Annotated in this window: 16 protein-coding genes; 8 read left to right on the plus strand and 8 right to left on the minus strand. The window is 69.9% G+C overall.

Annotated elements, in window-relative coordinates; all coding sequences use genetic code 11:
* The first annotated feature begins 223 nt into the window (after nt 1–223).
* A complete protein-coding gene (locus AO398_RS08105) occupies nt 224–862 on the plus strand; it encodes a PilZ domain-containing protein (RefSeq protein ID WP_058191552.1) in 639 nt (212 codons plus the stop codon).
* Nucleotides 863–880: 18 nt separating this feature from the next.
* Here the strand turns inward: AO398_RS08105 and AO398_RS08110 are convergent, their stop codons facing one another.
* From AO398_RS08110 to AO398_RS08120, 3 genes are all read right to left on the minus strand, one after another.
* Nucleotides 881–1462: an SCO family protein gene (locus tag AO398_RS08110; RefSeq protein ID WP_058191553.1), complete on the minus strand. Its 582-nt coding sequence runs from the start codon at nt 1460–1462 to the stop codon at nt 881–883.
* A 97-nt stretch (nt 1463–1559) separates the two neighbouring features.
* Complete coding sequence (locus AO398_RS08115; RefSeq protein ID WP_058191554.1) at nt 1560–2063, minus strand: PRC-barrel domain-containing protein; 504 nt, start codon at nt 2061–2063, stop codon at nt 1560–1562.
* An 82-nt stretch (nt 2064–2145) separates the two neighbouring features.
* Complete coding sequence (locus tag AO398_RS08120) at nt 2146–3123, minus strand: LysR family transcriptional regulator (RefSeq protein ID WP_058191555.1); 978 nt, start codon at nt 3121–3123, stop codon at nt 2146–2148.
* Between the two features lie 177 nt (nt 3124–3300).
* On the opposite strand from AO398_RS08120, the gene AO398_RS08125 reads away from it, so the two are divergent.
* On the plus strand, nt 3301–3927 hold the full coding sequence (locus tag AO398_RS08125) for a LysE family transporter (protein ID WP_058191556.1): 627 nt from the start codon (nt 3301–3303) through the stop codon (nt 3925–3927).
* Nucleotides 3928–3987: 60 nt separating this feature from the next.
* A complete protein-coding gene (locus AO398_RS08130) occupies nt 3988–4467 on the plus strand; it encodes a tRNA (cytidine(34)-2'-O)-methyltransferase (protein ID WP_058191557.1) in 480 nt (159 codons plus the stop codon).
* A 105-nt stretch (nt 4468–4572) separates the two neighbouring features.
* Here the strand turns inward: AO398_RS08130 and AO398_RS08135 are convergent, their stop codons facing one another.
* On the minus strand, nt 4573–4842 hold the full coding sequence (locus AO398_RS08135; RefSeq protein WP_058191558.1) for a hypothetical protein: 270 nt from the start codon (nt 4840–4842) through the stop codon (nt 4573–4575).
* 167 nt (nt 4843–5009) lie between these two features.
* Between AO398_RS08135 and AO398_RS08140 the strand changes: the two genes are divergently transcribed.
* Together AO398_RS08140 and AO398_RS08145 are read left to right on the plus strand one after the other, a co-directional pair.
* Nucleotides 5010–5237 carry a hypothetical protein gene (locus AO398_RS08140; RefSeq protein ID WP_058191603.1) on the plus strand — a complete coding sequence of 76 codons (228 nt, stop codon included), beginning with the start codon at nt 5010–5012 and terminating at the stop codon, nt 5235–5237.
* A gap of 8 nt (nt 5238–5245) precedes the next feature.
* Entirely contained in the window at nt 5246–5602 is a 357-nt protein-coding gene (locus tag AO398_RS08145) for a hypothetical protein (RefSeq protein ID WP_058191559.1), read from the plus strand.
* On the opposite strand, the gene AO398_RS08150 is transcribed toward AO398_RS08145, so the two are convergent.
* The 4 genes from AO398_RS08150 to AO398_RS08165 form a co-directional block, all read right to left on the minus strand.
* On the minus strand, nt 5574–6737 hold the full coding sequence (locus AO398_RS08150; protein ID WP_058191560.1) for a GNAT family N-acetyltransferase: 1164 nt from the start codon (nt 6735–6737) through the stop codon (nt 5574–5576). The two genes, AO398_RS08145 and AO398_RS08150, sit on opposite strands and share 29 nt — an antisense overlap.
* A 10-nt stretch (nt 6738–6747) precedes the next feature.
* Nucleotides 6748–8163, minus strand: a complete 1416-nt coding sequence (locus AO398_RS08155; RefSeq protein WP_058191561.1) for a polysaccharide biosynthesis C-terminal domain-containing protein — start codon at nt 8161–8163, stop codon at nt 6748–6750.
* 171 nt (nt 8164–8334) lie between these two features.
* Nucleotides 8335–9834 (minus strand): 2,3-bisphosphoglycerate-independent phosphoglycerate mutase, encoded by a 1500-nt coding sequence (gpmI, locus tag AO398_RS08160; RefSeq protein ID WP_058191562.1) that lies wholly within the window; start codon nt 9832–9834, stop codon nt 8335–8337.
* A gap of 214 nt (nt 9835–10048) precedes the next feature.
* The gene (locus AO398_RS08165) at nt 10049–11128 is read right to left on the minus strand and encodes a glycosyltransferase family 2 protein (RefSeq protein ID WP_058191563.1); all 1080 of its coding nucleotides are present in this window, start codon (nt 11126–11128) and stop codon (nt 10049–10051) included.
* 355 nt (nt 11129–11483) lie between these two features.
* On the opposite strand from AO398_RS08165, the gene AO398_RS08170 reads away from it, so the two are divergent.
* Genes AO398_RS08170 through AO398_RS08180 form a run of 3 tightly spaced genes read left to right on the plus strand, consistent with a single transcriptional unit; the run spans nt 11484 to nt 15295 of the window.
* Complete coding sequence (locus AO398_RS08170) at nt 11484–12380, plus strand: ABC transporter permease (protein WP_058191564.1); 897 nt, start codon at nt 11484–11486, stop codon at nt 12378–12380.
* Nucleotides 12380–13612 (plus strand): ABC transporter ATP-binding protein, encoded by a 1233-nt coding sequence (locus tag AO398_RS08175; RefSeq protein WP_058191565.1) that lies wholly within the window; start codon nt 12380–12382, stop codon nt 13610–13612. The genes AO398_RS08170 and AO398_RS08175 overlap by 1 nt, the downstream gene beginning before the upstream one ends.
* Before the next feature lie 15 nt (nt 13613–13627).
* Complete coding sequence (locus AO398_RS08180) at nt 13628–15295, plus strand: glycosyltransferase (protein ID WP_058191566.1); 1668 nt, start codon at nt 13628–13630, stop codon at nt 15293–15295.
* The last annotated feature ends 69 nt before the right edge of the window (nt 15296–15364 follow it).

Below are 15364 nucleotides of genomic sequence, written 5' to 3' on the forward strand. Positions count from 1 at the left end.
GAGACAAAATCTGAATTCGATATATTCAACATCAATTTTTCGGCGAGATATCGAATGCGTTCGGCGCAAATAGGGGCCTGTACAGGCCAAGCCGAATCGTACCACCGTGCAGGACAGAAAAATCCACCCTGCAGTGGATATTGCTGAATCGGAGAAAAGACTTTCGTAACAGTCCGCGTCTAGCCTGCGATAACGATTGTCGCGGCGCGGAGCCCATCTCGGTATGATCGCGGTCGACGCCACCGCCGGAACGGATGCGGGCCGCCACGTCAGGCGCGGGCGCGACGCCGCCGACCAGCGCCGCCACCAGCGCGTGCGGGTCTCCGTGCTCGGCCGCTACATGCTGGCCAACCGCCGGGAATATCCCTGCCAGACCGTGGACATGTCGCCGGGCGGCGTCCGGCTGACCTGCGCCGTGGTGGGCGAGATCGGCGAGCGCGTGGTGCTCTACCTGGAGCATATCGGCCGGATCGAAGGCGTCATCGTGCGCCACAGTGCCGGCGGCTTCGCGGTCCAGCTCAACGCGACGCCGCGCAAGCGGGATAAGATCGCGTCCCAGCTCACCTGGCTCGCCAACCGGGAGATACTGGGCCTGCCCGAGGGGCGCTCCCACGAGCGCCTTGTCCCGACGCATACGGCAGTGACGCTGCGGGTCGAGAGCGGGCGCGAGATCCAGGCCCGGCTCATCGATATCTCGATGTCGGGCGTGGCGATCGCCAGTTCGGCGACGCTGCATCTCGGGGCGTCCGTGACGGTGGGCAGCACCCCTGGACGGCTGGTCCGCTACTTCGAGGGCGGTTTCGGCGTGCAGTTCCTGCTACCGCTCTCCCCCGACCGCTTCCATGCCGGGATGACGCTGTAGGGTTTTCCTGGGCCCAGCTCAGATCTTCTTCGCCAGCTGGGCCGCGGTCTCCTCGGCCGGACGGGACACGTCCAAGGCGCCCAGAAAGCGGTTCTGCGCGTCCATCACGTAGACGATCGCCGTGTGCTCCATGGTGTAATCCCCGTCCTTGCCGGGCACCTTGCGCGCATAGGCGCGGTACGCCTTCTCGGTGGCGACGATCTGCTCGGGGCTTCCGGTGAGGCCGGTGATGCGCGGATCGAAGCTCGACAGGTAGGTCTTCAGGCTCGCCGGGTCGTCGCGCTCGGGATCCACGGTGACGAAGGCAACGCGCATGCGCGCAGCCTTCGGCCCGAGGGCGGCGAGCACGTCCGAGACCTGCTGCAGCGTCGTCGGGCACACGTCCGGGCAATGGGTGAAGCCGAAGAACACGAGGTGCGGGGCGCCGGCGAAATCCCGCTCGGTGACGGTGCGCCCGTTCTGATCGACCAGCGTGAACGGGCCGCCGACCCCGGGCACGCCCACCGGCGCCCGGTCCGGCATGAACGCGAACACCGCTGCCCCGGTCAGGCCGACGAGGCCCAGGCAGAAGGCGAGGAGCGGGATCAGGGCGCGGCGCATGCTGTCGGTTCCGACCACGGTATGGCCGCTGGAACAGCACGGAACCGCGCGGGGAGGCAAGCCGGCGCTATGCCGCCGGCCTGCCCATAGTCGGCGATCAGGGCTTGGCGGCGGGCTCTCCGGCAGGCGGGGCGGCCGCGGCGCCCTTCGGCGGCTCCTTGCCGAGATAGATGTATTCCGGCGCCGCCTTGAGCTGATCCTTGGTCGTGTCGATACGCGCCTGGAGCGTCTTGTCGTCGGTCCGGTCGAGCTTCATCACCGACGGGTCGACCGCCACGTATTTCGAGCCGATTCCCAGGAAGCCGCCGACACCGATGATCCAGGCCTTCACGCTGCCCTTCTGGTCGAGGACGAAATCGGCGATCTGACCGATCGTGTCGTTGGCGGCGTTGGTGACGTTGGCGCCGATCAGCTTGCTGGCGACCATGTCGTCCGGGGTCTGGGCCACGAAGGTCGGGCGCAGGTTGTCGGCCATGTCGGCGGGCTGGCCGGCGACCGGCGCGGCGGGCGCACCGGCATTCGGCGTCGGGCTGGCCGTCTGCGCCCCGGCGGTTGCGAGTCCGGCCAGCAGGAGGGCCGAGGCGAGGAGCGGGATGCGCATCGGGTCAGGACTTTCGGACGAAGGGCCGCGTACGAGGGTGCGCCGCCTTAAACCTTTGGCGCAGCGTAAGTTCCGCCAATCCTCATCGCGCCCCGTGGATTGCCCGCCCCTTTGCCGGCTGAGCGACCGCGGCCCCGGACGCGCCGAGTGACGGCATCGCAGCCGCGAGGGTCGCGTTCATACGCGCGGAGAGCCAGTCCACGAAGCGGCTCGCCCGCGCGTCATCCTCGATCGGATGGGCCGTGAGGGCGACGTACTGGGTCCCGTCCGGCCAGAAGCCGTGCGGACTGCACAGGCGCCCGGCCGACACATCCCGCTCGACCATGTGGATCGATGCCAGGGCGACGCCCTGCCCGGCCAGGGCCGCCTCGATCGCCAGGTAGAAATGCTCGTAGGTCCTGTCCGCCGTGCAGGCGATCGCCGGGCGGTTCAGGCGTTTCCAGGCCGCCCAGGAATCGGGCCGGCTGCGGGTGTGGAGCGCCGGAAGCGGGAATCGGCGCGTCTCCGCCTCGAACCGGGCGAGCACCTCCGGGGCGCAGACCGGCCCCATCGCCTCGTCGCAGATCACCCGGGCGCGGAGCGCGCCGTCGATCGGAAAGTCGTTCCGGCGGATGGCGAGGTCGACATGGTCCCGCCGGACATCGATGCGCCCGCCGGCCGCCAGCACCCGGACCTCGATCCCGGTTTCCTGCTGGAACGCGCCGAGGCTCGGGATCAGGAATTTCAGGCACAGGGTCGGCTCGCAGGAGACGACCAGCGGCTGCCCGGATCCCTGGGTGCGGAAATCGGCGAGCGCGTCTTCCAGATCGCCGAAGATGCCCCGGAGCCTGGCGGCCAGCGCGCGGCCCGGCTCCGTCAGGAACACCCCCCGGTTGCGGCGCACGAACAGCGCCTTGCCGAGATCCGCCTCGAGGTTCTTGATCTGCTTGCTGACCGCGCCGTGGGTGACGTGCAACTCCTCCGCGGCCCGGGTCAGGCTCCCGTGCCGGGCGGCCGATTCGAAGACTCGCAGCGCGCCGAGTTGCGGCAGGCGTTCGCGTATAGAATCCGGGGCGCTCATCCGGTGAGTTTTCCTCACGCATCCCGGTGAGAGCAACTCGATTTTTTCGCCCGTCCGCCTGTGCTTCCATGCGCTGGGCCGCGGCATACCGAGGCCTCATCCCGACATCAGCGACACCGCGGCCCGGTGCGTCGGCGACGACGCGCGGCCGGGTTCGCAAGCCTTGAGGAGTCCGCGATGGAGCAGGCCGCCCTGATCGTTCCCGTCGTCTGGCTGGCCGTGCTGAGCCCCGGCGCCGACTTCGCCATGGTGTCGCGCAACAGCTGCCTCTACGGCCGGCAGGCGGGCTTCGCGGTCAGCACCGGGATCGCGATCGCATGCTGGCTCCACGTCGCCTACGCGATCGTCGGGATCGCGCTGATCGAGCGCACGATTCCCCACGCCTTCGGCCTCATCAGGATCCTGGGCGCCGCGTATCTCATCGGCATGGGCGTTTCGATGGTCCTGCGCCGCAGGACGTCCGAGCCGGAAGCGGCGGGGCCTCCCATCGCCTTCAGCGCGCGGGGAGTCGTCACCGGCCTGCTCACGAACGGGCTGAATCCGAAGACCTCGATCTTCGTGATCAGCATCTACAGCCAGGCGCTGGGCCCGGATGCCGCGTTGCAGCAGCAGGTCGCCTGGGGCCTGTTCATCTCGCTGTCCCACCTCGCGTGGTTCGCCCTCGTCTCGTCGTATCTCTCGAAGCCGGGCGTGCGCGACTACGTCCTGCGCCGCCAGATCCTGTTCAACCGCGTGATCGGCCTCATCCTGACGCTGTTCGGGACGATGCTCCTGTCCATCAACCAGTTGGCCGGCCTGCCGTAGTCCGGATCGGGAGCGCGGCGCTTTGACGGCGCGGCGCCGGCCCATCACAAGCCTGGCCCCATGCTCCGCCTCGTCCTCTACCAACCTGACATCCCCCAGAACACCGGCACGATGCTGCGGATGGCCGCCTGCCTCGGGCTCGCGGTCGAGATCGTGGAGCCCGCGGGCTTCGACGTCTCGGATCGGCACCTGCGCCGCTCGGGGCTCGATTATCTCGACCACGTGGCAATCACCCGGCACCGCTCGTTTTCGGCCTTCGAGGCGTGGCGGGCTGAGGCCGGCCTGCGGCTCGTGCTCGCCACCACGACGGGCGCCCTGCCCCATACGGATTTCGTGTTCGGTCCGGACGATTGCGTCATGGTCGGGCGCGAATCGGCCGGCGTGCCCGATGTGGTCCACGCGGCGGCCGATGCGCGGGTGGTGGTGCCGATCCGGCCGGGCCTGCGTTCGCTCAACGTCGCGGTCGCGGCCGCGATGATCGCCGGCGAGGCCCTGCGGCAGACCGGCGGGTTCGCATCGGATGGCGGCCAGCCGGCTTAAGCGGGGCCGATCTCCAGGGGAACGCACGCCCTTCGCGTGCGCCTCCTTCGACGGAAGCGGTGCGGACAAGTGCCCGCCCTCGCACCGGCTGGATCTCGACCGCCCCTATTTCGCAGACGCGCCCTGCACGATGCCGATCGCGGAGGTCGTCGATGGGTCGCCGTTCCCCGCCAAGCCCATCGTGCTGCCGCCGTTGGCCGCAGCTTGCGGCTCGGCGCCCGAGGCAGCTTGAGCCTCCTCTTCCGCCAGCCGCCGACGCTCCTCGGCGTAGCCCCCCGCGATGGCCATGTCGACGAGGCGGCGGGTCAGCCGGAAGGCCAGCCAGAACAGGACGAGGCAGACGGCAGTCGCGGCGGCAGCCTTCAGCGGGTCCACGGGACTCCTCGAACAATCTCCCCTATGTCAGGGGCGTCCCTCTTAGAGCCGCCCGCGATCGCGTTGCAATTGGACTTGGTTCCAAGGTCGTCTCTTGAGACGGGTTCAGCCCGCGCCGAACCGGGGTCCTTCCGGCAGCGGGCATTCGTAAGATCAGGCAGGTGCCGTTGCGCGAGACCTTCCATATCGAAGTCCTCGGTCCCGAGGCGGACGAGGTCCAGACGCGGATCTCGGTGCGCGTCGGCAGCCTGGAGACCGCCCAGGAGCGGGCCTTGCGCCTGTTCGCCCGCGCCCGGGTCCCCCAGCGCTCCGGCGAGCCGGCCCAGGCCGTGCGGGTGATCGACGGGGCCGGCCGCGAGGTGTTCTTCCGCAGCCGCTTCGACGCAGCCGATTGAGCCCGCCGATGCGCGCCGCCCTGATCTTGCCCGGAATCGTCCTGCTGACCTGCGGGCTGTTCCTGCGCAGCTACACCCTGGCGCCGGCCCCGGACCGGCGCGGCGGCACGACGCTTCAGCTGACTTGGCCGAACCGTCCGGTGTTCGGAAGCCCACGGGCCGATTGTCTCGGCACACCCGCGGACGAGCCGGTCGTCGCCTGCCTGATCGCCTCGGTCGGCCGGGCGCGGAGCGAGGGCCTTGCGGTGATCCAGCTCCCGTTCTGCGCGACCTGCTACGCCCTGTCAGAGCGGATCGCCCGCTTCGGACGAGACGAGGCGGCGACGCAGGCCCGACTCACGCAGATCGCCCGCTTCGGCTGGTGAGGCGCGCCCGCGCCACGCGCTCGCGGGCACGCTCCAGGGTCCGGGCCACCGGAAACAGCAGGTCGCGGTCGGCCTCGACCAACAGGTGAGCGATCGGCCGCCGTTCCGTCCAGAAGGTGGAGCCGAGGGCGAAATCCGGCGGGGCGCAGGAGTCGATCCGGTCGATCCGGGCGATGCCCTCCCTGGCCAGCACCGCCTCGGTCAGGCGGTGGACGAGCTGCACCCCGGGGGCGGCCTCCGAGTCGGCCTCGTCGTGGGCGATCTTGAGCACCCAGGCCTCGGCGCCGGTGATCGGCAGGATCGCGGAGGCCAGGATTCGGCCCTCCCGCCGCAGCCGCGCCACGCGCACGCGCCCCTCGGATCCGAGATCGGCCAGGACGGCCCGCAGGAACGCGACCTCGTCGGGCCGCTGCCCCAGGCCAGTGCCGGCGCGGCCCTTCCAGCCCGCCGCCTCCAGGGCGACGTGGTCGTCGAGGGCGCCGTCGAGCGCCGCCGGCGCCTCCAGGATCTCGAGGGCGACCGGACCCGTGGCTTCCACGCGCTGGCGGGCAAGGCGCAGCTTGCGTCGCCGCTTGCCGGAGAGATGGTCGAGATAGGTTTTCCGCCCCTGCATCGACCGGCCGGTCAGATCGAGCAATCCGCGTTCATGGGGCCAGTAAGCCGCCTGCCGCGCCCCGCGGGTGGCCAGCAGGTCGGCCCAAGAACCATCCGCGGGTGCGTTCGGCAGGAACAGCCGCGGCGGCAGCCCGAGCGCCCGCGGCGCGGCGAGGAGGCTACTGAGCGCAGCCTCCGGGTCAGTGGCGGCGAGCAGCGGGGCGCCGAACGGACAATAGCCGTGGGTCCAGCCCATCAGCACCGGCAGCGGCACGCCCCAGCGCCGCCAGGACGCCCGGAACGGCCAGGCGGCCAGGAACCGCGCGCCCCGCGCCTCGGGGGGCCGGTCTGCGACGATCAGGAGGCGTACGCCCGCACCGAAGACTCTTGCGGCCGCGAGCGCGTAGCCGGCCTCGTAGAACGGGTTGCGGATACGCGCGTCCCCACCGAGGGCCCGCCAGGCCGGGATCCAGGGAGCGTCCGGATCGAGGGGACGGACAGAAACCACCAGGCCGCCGGCGAGGATCGCGGTGTCCCGCATGGCGCGCCCGTCAGACCGCGAGCCGGTGGCGGATCGCCCCGGCGAAACCGAGCACGTCGTAACGCCACGCGGTCGCCCCGGCCACAGTGAGGAGCAGGACCAATCGCAGGGCCTGGCCGGGCGGCATCAGGCCCCCCGGCACCAGGCCGATCCCGGCCATCACCGTGCCGCAGACCAGAGCGGCGCCTGCGATGCCTGCCATGTCCGCGAGCGGCAGCGGCATCGTGGTGCCGGTCCGGTAGGCCCCGAGCACCAGCACCAGGCAGGCCGCCGCCTGTCCCCCTGCGAAGGCGAGCGCGGCCCCGGCGGCGCCGAGCCTCGGGATCAGCAAGAGGGAGAGCACGGCCACCACCGCCAGGGTGGCGAAGGCCGCCGCCGCTTCCAGCCGGCTGGTGCGGGTGAAGTAGATCACCTGTCCGAAATAATAGGCCCGGAACATCATCAGGATGCTGGCCAGGATCAGCACCGGAGCGAGCGCGCGCGCCTCCGCCCGGTAATCCGGCCCGAGCAGCACCGCGACCACAAGGTCGTCGAAACACAGGAAGAACACCGCCCCGAAGGCGGCGATCAGGGTCATGGCCCGGGCGGCGTCGCTGAGCACACCGGAGGCGGCCGCGATGCCGCCCACCCGCGCCTCACGCTTGGCAATGGAGATCAGCGACAGGGCGATCGCCTCGCCGAACACGATGAAGCTCTGCTTCAGGAAGTCGGCCAGCGCTCCGTAGGCGCCCAGCCCCGCGGGTCCCACCGTCTTGGCGATGATCAGGCGGTCGAGGCTCTGGGCCAGGGCGGCCGTCCCGAAGGACAGCACCAGGGGCCAGCCATAGGCGAACAGCCGCAGGGCCTCGGCCCGGCTGCCGCGGCCGGGCATCATCGGGGCGATGGTGATCGCGGCCGGCAGCGCGGCGAGGGCGTTGGCGGCGGCCACGGCAAAAGCGAGGTGCAGGGGATCGGTCGACAGGTGCAGCGCCAGGCTGCCCAGCCCGAGGATCAGCACCGCCCGGCTCATCACCGAGGCCGCCACCGCGCCGGCCTTGAGGCGCGTGCGGGCGATCTCGGTGGAGCCCTCGAACAGGGTCGTGCCGAAGGCGAGCGCCAGGATCGCCGCCGCCATAGGGCCCGAAACCAGCCCGAGCGCGGCCGCGAGCGCGCTGCCGAGGCCGGCGAGCAGCAGCGTACCGCCCAGGATCCGCACCACGGTGCCGACCTGCGCCGGCTCGCGGGCCTCGTCGTAGAGGGCGAAGAACGCGAATTTCGGCCATTGGCAGGTGGCCCCGTAGAGCACCAGCGCCCAGGACAGGACGTACAGGTATATGCCGTAGCTCTCCACCGGCGCGAGCCGGGTGAACACCGCCACGGAGGCCATGTTCAGGGCAGCGGCGAAGCCGCGCGAGCCGACATAGATCAGGCTGTGCCGGGCAATCATGTCCTACGCATCATGCGCCATAACGGTCGCCGCTTCGGCGATAACCCTTATGCGGGCGCAAGCGTTAGAGCATCGTCTCTTTCCGAATGCCCGAAGCCACCTTTAGGGACGATGCTTTCAGACGACGTTGCTTCGATCCCGCATCCGGACAGGCGCCGTGTCGTGCCCCCCTCAGCGCCTGATCAGCGACTTGCCAGTCATCTCGGCCGGCTGGTCGAGGCCCATCAGGTCGAGGAGGGTCGGCGCGACGTCGGCCAGCCGGCCGTCGGAAAGCGTCACGCTCTCGACGCCGACCAGCGTCACCGGCACCGGGTTGAGGGTGTGGGCGGTGTGCGGCTCACCGGTCTCCGGGTCGCGCATCATCTCGCAATTGCCGTGGTCGGCGGTGACGAGGAGCGCCCCGCCGCTCGCCGTGATCGCGTCGACCACCCGGCCGAGGCAGGCATCCACCGTCTCCACCGCCTTCACGGCGGCGGCGAGGCTGCCGGTATGGCCGACCATGTCGGGGTTGGCGAAATTCAGGAGGATCATGTCGTAGCGCCCGGAGCCGATCGCCTCCACGGCCCGATCGGTCAACTCCGCGGCCGACATCTCCGGCTGCAGGTCGTAGGTCGCCACCTTCGGCGACGGCACCAGGATCGCGTCCTGGCCCTCGAACGGCGCCTCGCGGCCGCCGTTCATGAAGTAGGTGACGTGGGGGTATTTCTCGGTCTCGGCCATGCGCAGCTGGGTGCGCCCGGCCCGGGCCACGGTCTCGCCGAGGCCGTTCGGCAGATCGAGGGGCTCGAACAGGGTGTCGGCGAAGGCATCGATCTCGACGCTGTACTGGACGATCCCGAGGGCGGCGGCGAACCGGACCGTCCGCGCGCGGGGGAAGCCCGCGAAGGCCGGGTCGAGCAGCGCTTCGAGGATCTGCCGGGTCCGGTCGGCGCGGAAATTGAAGCTCAGCACACCGTCGCCGTCCTTCATGCCGGCATAGTCGCCGATGATGGCCGGCCGCAGGAACTCGTCCGACAGGTCGACCACGTAGGAAGCGGCGATCGCCTCCATGGCGCTCGCAAACCGGGCGCCGCGCGCCGCGATCATCGCGTCGTAGGCGATCGATACCCGTTCCCAGCGCCGGTCGCGGTCCATCGCGTAATAGCGGCCGCACAGGGTGGCGATGCGCGCGCCCTCCGGGAGGGCGGCCTCGACGGTCTCGAAGCAGCTGGCGGCGGAACGCGGCGGCATGTCCCGCCCGTCCGTGAAGGCGTGGAGGCGGACCGGCACGCCGGCCTCGGCCATCACCCGGGCCAGCGCCACCGCGTGGTCCTGGTGGGCGTGGACGCCCCCGGGCGACAGCAGGCCGACGAGGTGGCAGGTCCCGCCGCTCGCCCGCAGCGCGGCGACGAACCGGACGCGCGCCGGGCTGGTGGCGAGCGATCCGTCCGCGACGGCGGCATCGATCCGCGGCAGGTCCTGCATGACCACCCGGCCGGCGCCGATATTGAGGTGCCCGACCTCGGAATTGCCCATCTGCCCCTCGGGCAGGCCGACATCGGCCCCGAAGGTCATCAGACGTGCCCGGGGCCGCTCCCGCATCAGGGCGTCGAAGACGGGGGTGCGCGCCTGATGGACGGCGTTGTCGGCGACCGAATCCCGCAATCCCCAGCCGTCGAGGATCACGAGCATCACGGGGCGCGGGGTCCTGTCGGGCACGGTCACAACACTCCAAAGCCGTCACGGCACGGTGCGGGTTCCGGGCCCCACTGGCTCCGGAAAGATGCGCGTGTCGATAATCGGCTTGGCCGCGCGAGACCACAGCCCTGGATAGGAATTGGCGACGGATACGGAACGGCGTCCGGCTTCTGACACAGGATTCGCAGGATCCGAGCGCGGAACCCCGTCAGTTGACGCTCGCCGGGTCCGATCCGGGCGCGACACCCAGCAGGGGTGGTTTCCGGCGCAGCACAGTCCGCAGCAGGGTCCGGCGATAGCCTCGGTGCGACAGGAAGCCGACCGCCCAGGCCAGGTGCATGGTGATCGCCGCCAGGCCGCTCATGGCCAGACTCGGCTCCCGCGCCTTCAGCGCCAGAGCGAGGCCGCTCAGGCCGCAGCCGCCCGCATAGACCGCCAGCAGGACCAGCATCATCGGCGCGACCGTGGCGAGCGCCAGGGCACTGATGCCATAGAGCAGGACCAGGGGCGGCAGCATCTGGCGCAGCCGCGGCAGGCTGGCATGCTTCTCGAGGGTCCGGGCACAGCCGCGACCATACTGGAAGTATTGTTGCGTCAGGCTGAACAGGGTCGCGCGGGGGTAGTAGGTCACGGCGAGATCGGCTGCGAGATAGATCCTGCCGCCGGCCGCGCAGAACCGGCGGTCGAGCTCGGCATCCTCGTTGTGGGAAAAGCTCTCGTCGTAACCGCCAACCCGCAGGAACTCGCGCCGGTCGAAGATGGCGTGGTGGCCGTGGGTGACGTAGCCCGAGATCCCGCCCAGGCGGTGCGCCGACCCGCCATTGCCGAGCCGGCTATTCTGGGCAGCCGCGATGGCCCTCTGCAGCGGCGTCACCCCGATGGTCCGCAGGGGCACGACCACCGAGACCGCGTCCCGCAGGCGGATCGTCTGCACCAAGTCCCGAACCCAGTTTCCGGGATAGGCGGCGTGGCAGTCGGCGCGCACGAGATAGGTCGCGCCCGGATGCGCCAGACGCGCCGCGAGGTTGAGGGCCGAGGCCTGGATGCGGCGGGGGTTGTGGATCAGCTGGATCCGGGGATCCTCGACGCTCATCGCCCGGACGATGGCGCAGGTCGCATCGCTGCTGCCGCCGTCCATCACCAGCAATTCGCACGCGAGCGTGTCCGAGGCCGGCAGCACCGAGCGGATCGCCTCCGCGATGTGCCGGGCCTCGTTCAAGGCCGGCATGGCGATCGTCACGAGCGGGATGCCCGCGCCGTCCGGGCCATCGACCGAAGCGTCCTGCATGGCGGTGCTCCTGAGAACCGGACCCGATCTTCTGTCGGATCCGCGGGGCCCCGTTCCGGCGGAAGCGCAACGTCTCGGTGAGGACGGCTCGTACGCCCGGCACGCGTGTCCGGGCCGGCCGAGCCGGTCTCGACAAAGACGACGTCCCGCGCCCGGGGTCTCTTCTGTCCTCATAGGCAATCAATACGGTGGTTAACGACAACCACCTCTTCAGTCGGGAGGCTCGGTACGACGAAAGATGTAATTCGTGCCGGATGACCGGGGTGATAGCCCGGCTCAGTGGGATCGCCGATCCGGCCGCCAAGCGTCGCGAGCGGATCCCGCAAGCACCGATCGTCGTGCGGGACCGCGTGGAATGATGGACTCTTTGGACGCGCTTGCGCTCGATGCGCCGAAACACGGCCTGACCGTGCCGCGATCAGAACCGACCGCGATGCCGGTCACCGAAATCCTTCCGGATCATCAGCTCCTCGCCTTCGATGCCGCGAGCGTCTGGCAGTATCGCGGGTTGTTGTGGGTCCTGATCCTGCGTGACCTGAAAGTGCTCTATCGCCAGACCGCCCTGGGCGCCTGCTGGGCCATTGCGCAGCCGCTGTTCACGGTGGCGATCTTCACCGTCATCTTCGGCCATTTCGCCAAGATCCCCACCGACGGGGCGCCCTACGCGCTGTTTGCCGGCAGCGCCATCATCCTGTGGACCTACTTCGCCGAGGCGGTGCGCCGGAGCGCCACCGGCCTCGTCACCGAGGCGGAGCTCATCCGCAAGATCTACTTTCCGCGCCTGGTGATCCCGCTCGCCACCGTGGTGTCGCCGATGGTCGACTTCGCCATCGCCCTCGTGGTGCTGCTGGCGCTGATGCTCGGCTACGGAGTGGTGCCGAGCTGGCACATCGTGTTCGCGATCCCGACGCTCGCCGTCACGGCGGTCCTGGCGCTCGGGGTCAGCCTCTGGCTCGGGCCGGTCAACGTCCGCTTCCGGGACGTCAAGCACACGCTGCCGTTCCTCATCCAGATCTGGATGTACGCCTCGCCGATCGTCTACGCGGCGAGCATCGTCCCCGACTCGGTGCGCTGGGTCTACGCGCTCAACCCGATGGTCGGGCTGATCGAGGCGTTCCGCTTCTCGATCCTCGGTGGAACTGCCCCCGACCTGTTCGCGCTCGCCGTCTCGGTCACGGTCGCATCCGTGCTGCTGCTCACCGGACTGATCTTCTTTCAGCGCATGGAGCGCTCCTTCGCGGATGTAATCTGATGTCGATGGCGATCAGCGTACAAGATATCGGCAAGCAATACTGGCGCGCCCCGCGGGCCACGCACGACAACTCCCTGCGCGAGGCGCTCATCGAGGGCGCACGGGGCCTGCTGACCCGCAAGTCCCATGCGCGCCCGTCCAAGGAGGGCTTCTGGGCCCTCAAGGATGTCAGCTTCGGCATCAAGCACGGCGAGAATGTCGGCATCATCGGGATGAACGGAGCGGGCAAGAGCACCTTGCTCAAGCTCATCTCGCGGATCGCCGCCCCGACCACGGGCAGCATCAAGCTGGTCGGCCGGGTCGGCGCCCTGCTCGAAGTCGGCACCGGCTTCCACCGGGAGCTCACGGGGCGCGAGAACATCTTTCTCTACGGTTCGATCCTGGGCATGCACCGCCACGAGATCGCGGAGAAGTTCGACGCGATCGTCGCGTTCTCGGAGATCGGCGAGTTCATCGACATGCCGGTGAAGCGCTATTCCAGCGGCATGTATGTCCGGCTGGCCTTCTCGGTCGCCGCCCATCTCGAGCCCGACATCCTGCTCCTCGACGAGGTCCTGGCGGTCGGCGACTACACCTTCCAGAAGAAGTGCATCGACTTCGCCCGGCGCCTGCAGACCAAGGGCTCGACCATCCTGCTCGTCTCGCACAACATGTTCAGCGTGAAGACCATGTGCGAGCGGGTCATCTACATCAAGAACGGCCGCGTCGCCTTCGACGGCCCCACCGACGAGGGCCTGCGCCACTACGAGCAGGACAGCTACCTCGCCGACACGCCGTGGTTCCGGCCGGAGGGCGGCCGCCAGCCGGTGGAGATCCGGGACGTCGTGATCGCCGATGAATCCGGGGCACCGAAGACGCTGTTCCGGCACGGCGAGCGGATGCGGATCACGGCGCGCTACACCAGCTCGGAGCCGATCACCGACCCGCATGTCCTGTTCTCGGTCACGCGGTCGGACGAGCTGCTCTGCTGCAACTTCAGCACGATGACGGACCGCGCCAAGCTGCCGACCCTGTCGGGTGAGGGCACGATCGAGCTGCTGACGCCGCCGCTGACGCTGACCGCGGACACCTACACGGTCTCGATGGTGGTCCGGCAGCGGGGCTTCGAGCGCCTGCTCGCGGCCCAGATCGGCGCCCGCTTCCACGTGGAGCACCCGGTCCTCGCGCCCGACGCGTTCGGTGTCTTCCACCAGCCCGGCACCTGGGCTGCGGACCCCGCACCGCATCGCTGAAGCCCGGAGGGCACGATGGCCACGATCGCATCAGGACTCCATCAGGACGGGAATGGATGGATCGACGACGAGACCGCCCGGAGCGCCGGGCGGATCCGGGCGAACTTCTCGGCCTTCGATGCCCGGGTGCGGGAAGCGGAGCGCCTCGCGGCCTCCGGCGCCCTGGAAGGCGCCGCCGTCGAGGCCGCCATCGCGGCGACGATGGCGGCCCATCGCCATTGTGGCGTGTTCGCGAGCCCGCGCCTGGAGCGCATGATGGCCGAGATCGGCCGGCGGCTCGAGCCGGAAGCCGATCACGGCCCGGCCCCGGAGCCGGTCCCGTTCCGGCGCGTCCTGCACGTCTGCACGCAGCTCGCCCCGGTGGGCGGCCTCACCAAGATGCTGGCGCTCTGGATCGGCGCCGATGCCCACCGGACCAACGGGCTCGCCCTGACCCAGCACCGGGGACCGGTCGATGCGCGGATCACCGAGGCGGTGCGCGCGAGCGGCGGCACGATCCACCACCTGAATCACCGCCACGGCGGCAAGCTGGCCTGGGCGCGCGAGCTGCGCCGAATCGCGCGGGATTACGATGTCGTCGTCCTGCACATCCATTGCGAGGACGTGGTCCCGCTGATCGCGTTCGCGGATCCGGATCGGCACCCGCCAATTATCCTGCTCAACCACGCCGATCACCTGTTCTGGATCGGGACGCGGATCAGTCACGCTGTCATCAACCTGCGCGAGGCCGCCCGCCGGCTCGCGATCACGCGCCGCGGCGTCGATCCGGCCCGGAGCCTCCTCCTCCCGACCCTGATCACCCTGCCCGAGCGCCAGCGAAGCCGCGCTGAGGCCAAGCGCGCCCTCGGCATCCCGGAGGACGAAGTCCTCCTGGTCTCGGTGGCGCGGGGCGCGAAGTACCGCAACGTCGGTCCGGTCACCTACGCCGACCGCCATGTCGACCTCCTGGCCGCGCACCCGAACGCCCGGCTGATCGTGGTCGGCGCCGGCGAACGGGCGGATTGGGGCCCGGCCCAGGCCGCCACGGGCGGGCGCATCACGGCCCATGCGGAGCTGTCGGATCCGCGGGTCTTCTTCGAGGCGGCGGACATCTACGTGGATTCCTACCCGTTCGTCTCCTCGACCTCGATGCTCGAAGCCGCCGCCTACGGGCTGCCGCTGGTGACGCGCTTCGAGGCGCCCGAGGCGGCCGAGATCGTCGCGATCAACCATCCGGGGCTCGACGCCACGGCCCGGGTCGCCCGCGACCAGGCTGAGTACGAGGCCCACCTGACGGCGCTGATCACCGACGCAGACGCCCGCGAGGCCGCGGGCGCCGAGATCAGTGCTGCCATCGCGCGGCTCTACGCGCCGGCAAGCTGGCTTGCCGGCCTCGACGCCGTCTATTCCGAGGCGCAGGCGCTGCCCCGGCTAACGCCGGATTCCGGGCCGGTCCCGGCCGAGATGCCCCATCTCGGCGAGTCCGACCTGCGCCACCAGGACATGTTCGGCTCGGATTTCCCGGTCTCGGGCATGACCAAGAACTACATCGGCATGCTGCCCCTCCGGCAGCGCATCGCCTCCTGGGCGGCCCTGCGCCGCGCCGGCGATTTTTCCGGCCCCTGGGAGCGGGTGCGCCTGCTGCTGCCGGAATGGCTGGTGCGCAACGTGAAGGATCGGCCGGGGCTTCTGCGGGCCGGGTGATCGGGCGCGACCATCGCATCACGCTAAGCTCGGACCCGAGAAACCTCACGGTTTTCCGGGTCTATTCTT

The sequence above is a fragment of the Methylobacterium sp. GXS13 genome (genome assembly GCF_001455965.1).
Lineage (GTDB): Bacteria > Pseudomonadota > Alphaproteobacteria > Rhizobiales > Beijerinckiaceae > Methylobacterium.

Coding starts and splice junctions, on each gene's coding strand:
- gpmI (WP_058191562.1), bottom strand. CDS start 9,834: ATGCTCGTGATCCTCGACGGCTGGGGATTGCGGGATTCGGTCGCCGAC.
- AO398_RS08175 (WP_058191565.1), top strand. CDS start 12,380: ATGTCGATGGCGATCAGCGTACAAGATATCGGCAAGCAATACTGGCGC.
- AO398_RS08155 (WP_058191561.1), bottom strand. CDS start 8,163: ATGATTGCCCGGCACAGCCTGATCTATGTCGGCTCGCGCGGCTTCGCC.
- AO398_RS08110 (WP_058191553.1), bottom strand. CDS start 1,462: ATGCGCCGCGCCCTGATCCCGCTCCTCGCCTTCTGCCTGGGCCTCGTC.
- AO398_RS08130 (WP_058191557.1), top strand. CDS start 3,988: ATGCTCCGCCTCGTCCTCTACCAACCTGACATCCCCCAGAACACCGGC.
- AO398_RS08165 (WP_058191563.1), bottom strand. CDS start 11,128: ATGCAGGACGCTTCGGTCGATGGCCCGGACGGCGCGGGCATCCCGCTC.
- AO398_RS08105 (WP_058191552.1), top strand. CDS start 224: ATGATCGCGGTCGACGCCACCGCCGGAACGGATGCGGGCCGCCACGTC.
- AO398_RS08145 (WP_058191559.1), top strand. CDS start 5,246: ATGCGCGCCGCCCTGATCTTGCCCGGAATCGTCCTGCTGACCTGCGGG.
- AO398_RS08170 (WP_058191564.1), top strand. CDS start 11,484: ATGATGGACTCTTTGGACGCGCTTGCGCTCGATGCGCCGAAACACGGC.
- AO398_RS08115 (WP_058191554.1), bottom strand. CDS start 2,063: ATGCGCATCCCGCTCCTCGCCTCGGCCCTCCTGCTGGCCGGACTCGCA.
- AO398_RS08180 (WP_058191566.1), top strand. CDS start 13,628: ATGGCCACGATCGCATCAGGACTCCATCAGGACGGGAATGGATGGATC.
- AO398_RS08150 (WP_058191560.1), bottom strand. CDS start 6,737: ATGCGGGACACCGCGATCCTCGCCGGCGGCCTGGTGGTTTCTGTCCGT.
- AO398_RS08125 (WP_058191556.1), top strand. CDS start 3,301: ATGGAGCAGGCCGCCCTGATCGTTCCCGTCGTCTGGCTGGCCGTGCTG.
- AO398_RS08120 (WP_058191555.1), bottom strand. CDS start 3,123: ATGAGCGCCCCGGATTCTATACGCGAACGCCTGCCGCAACTCGGCGCG.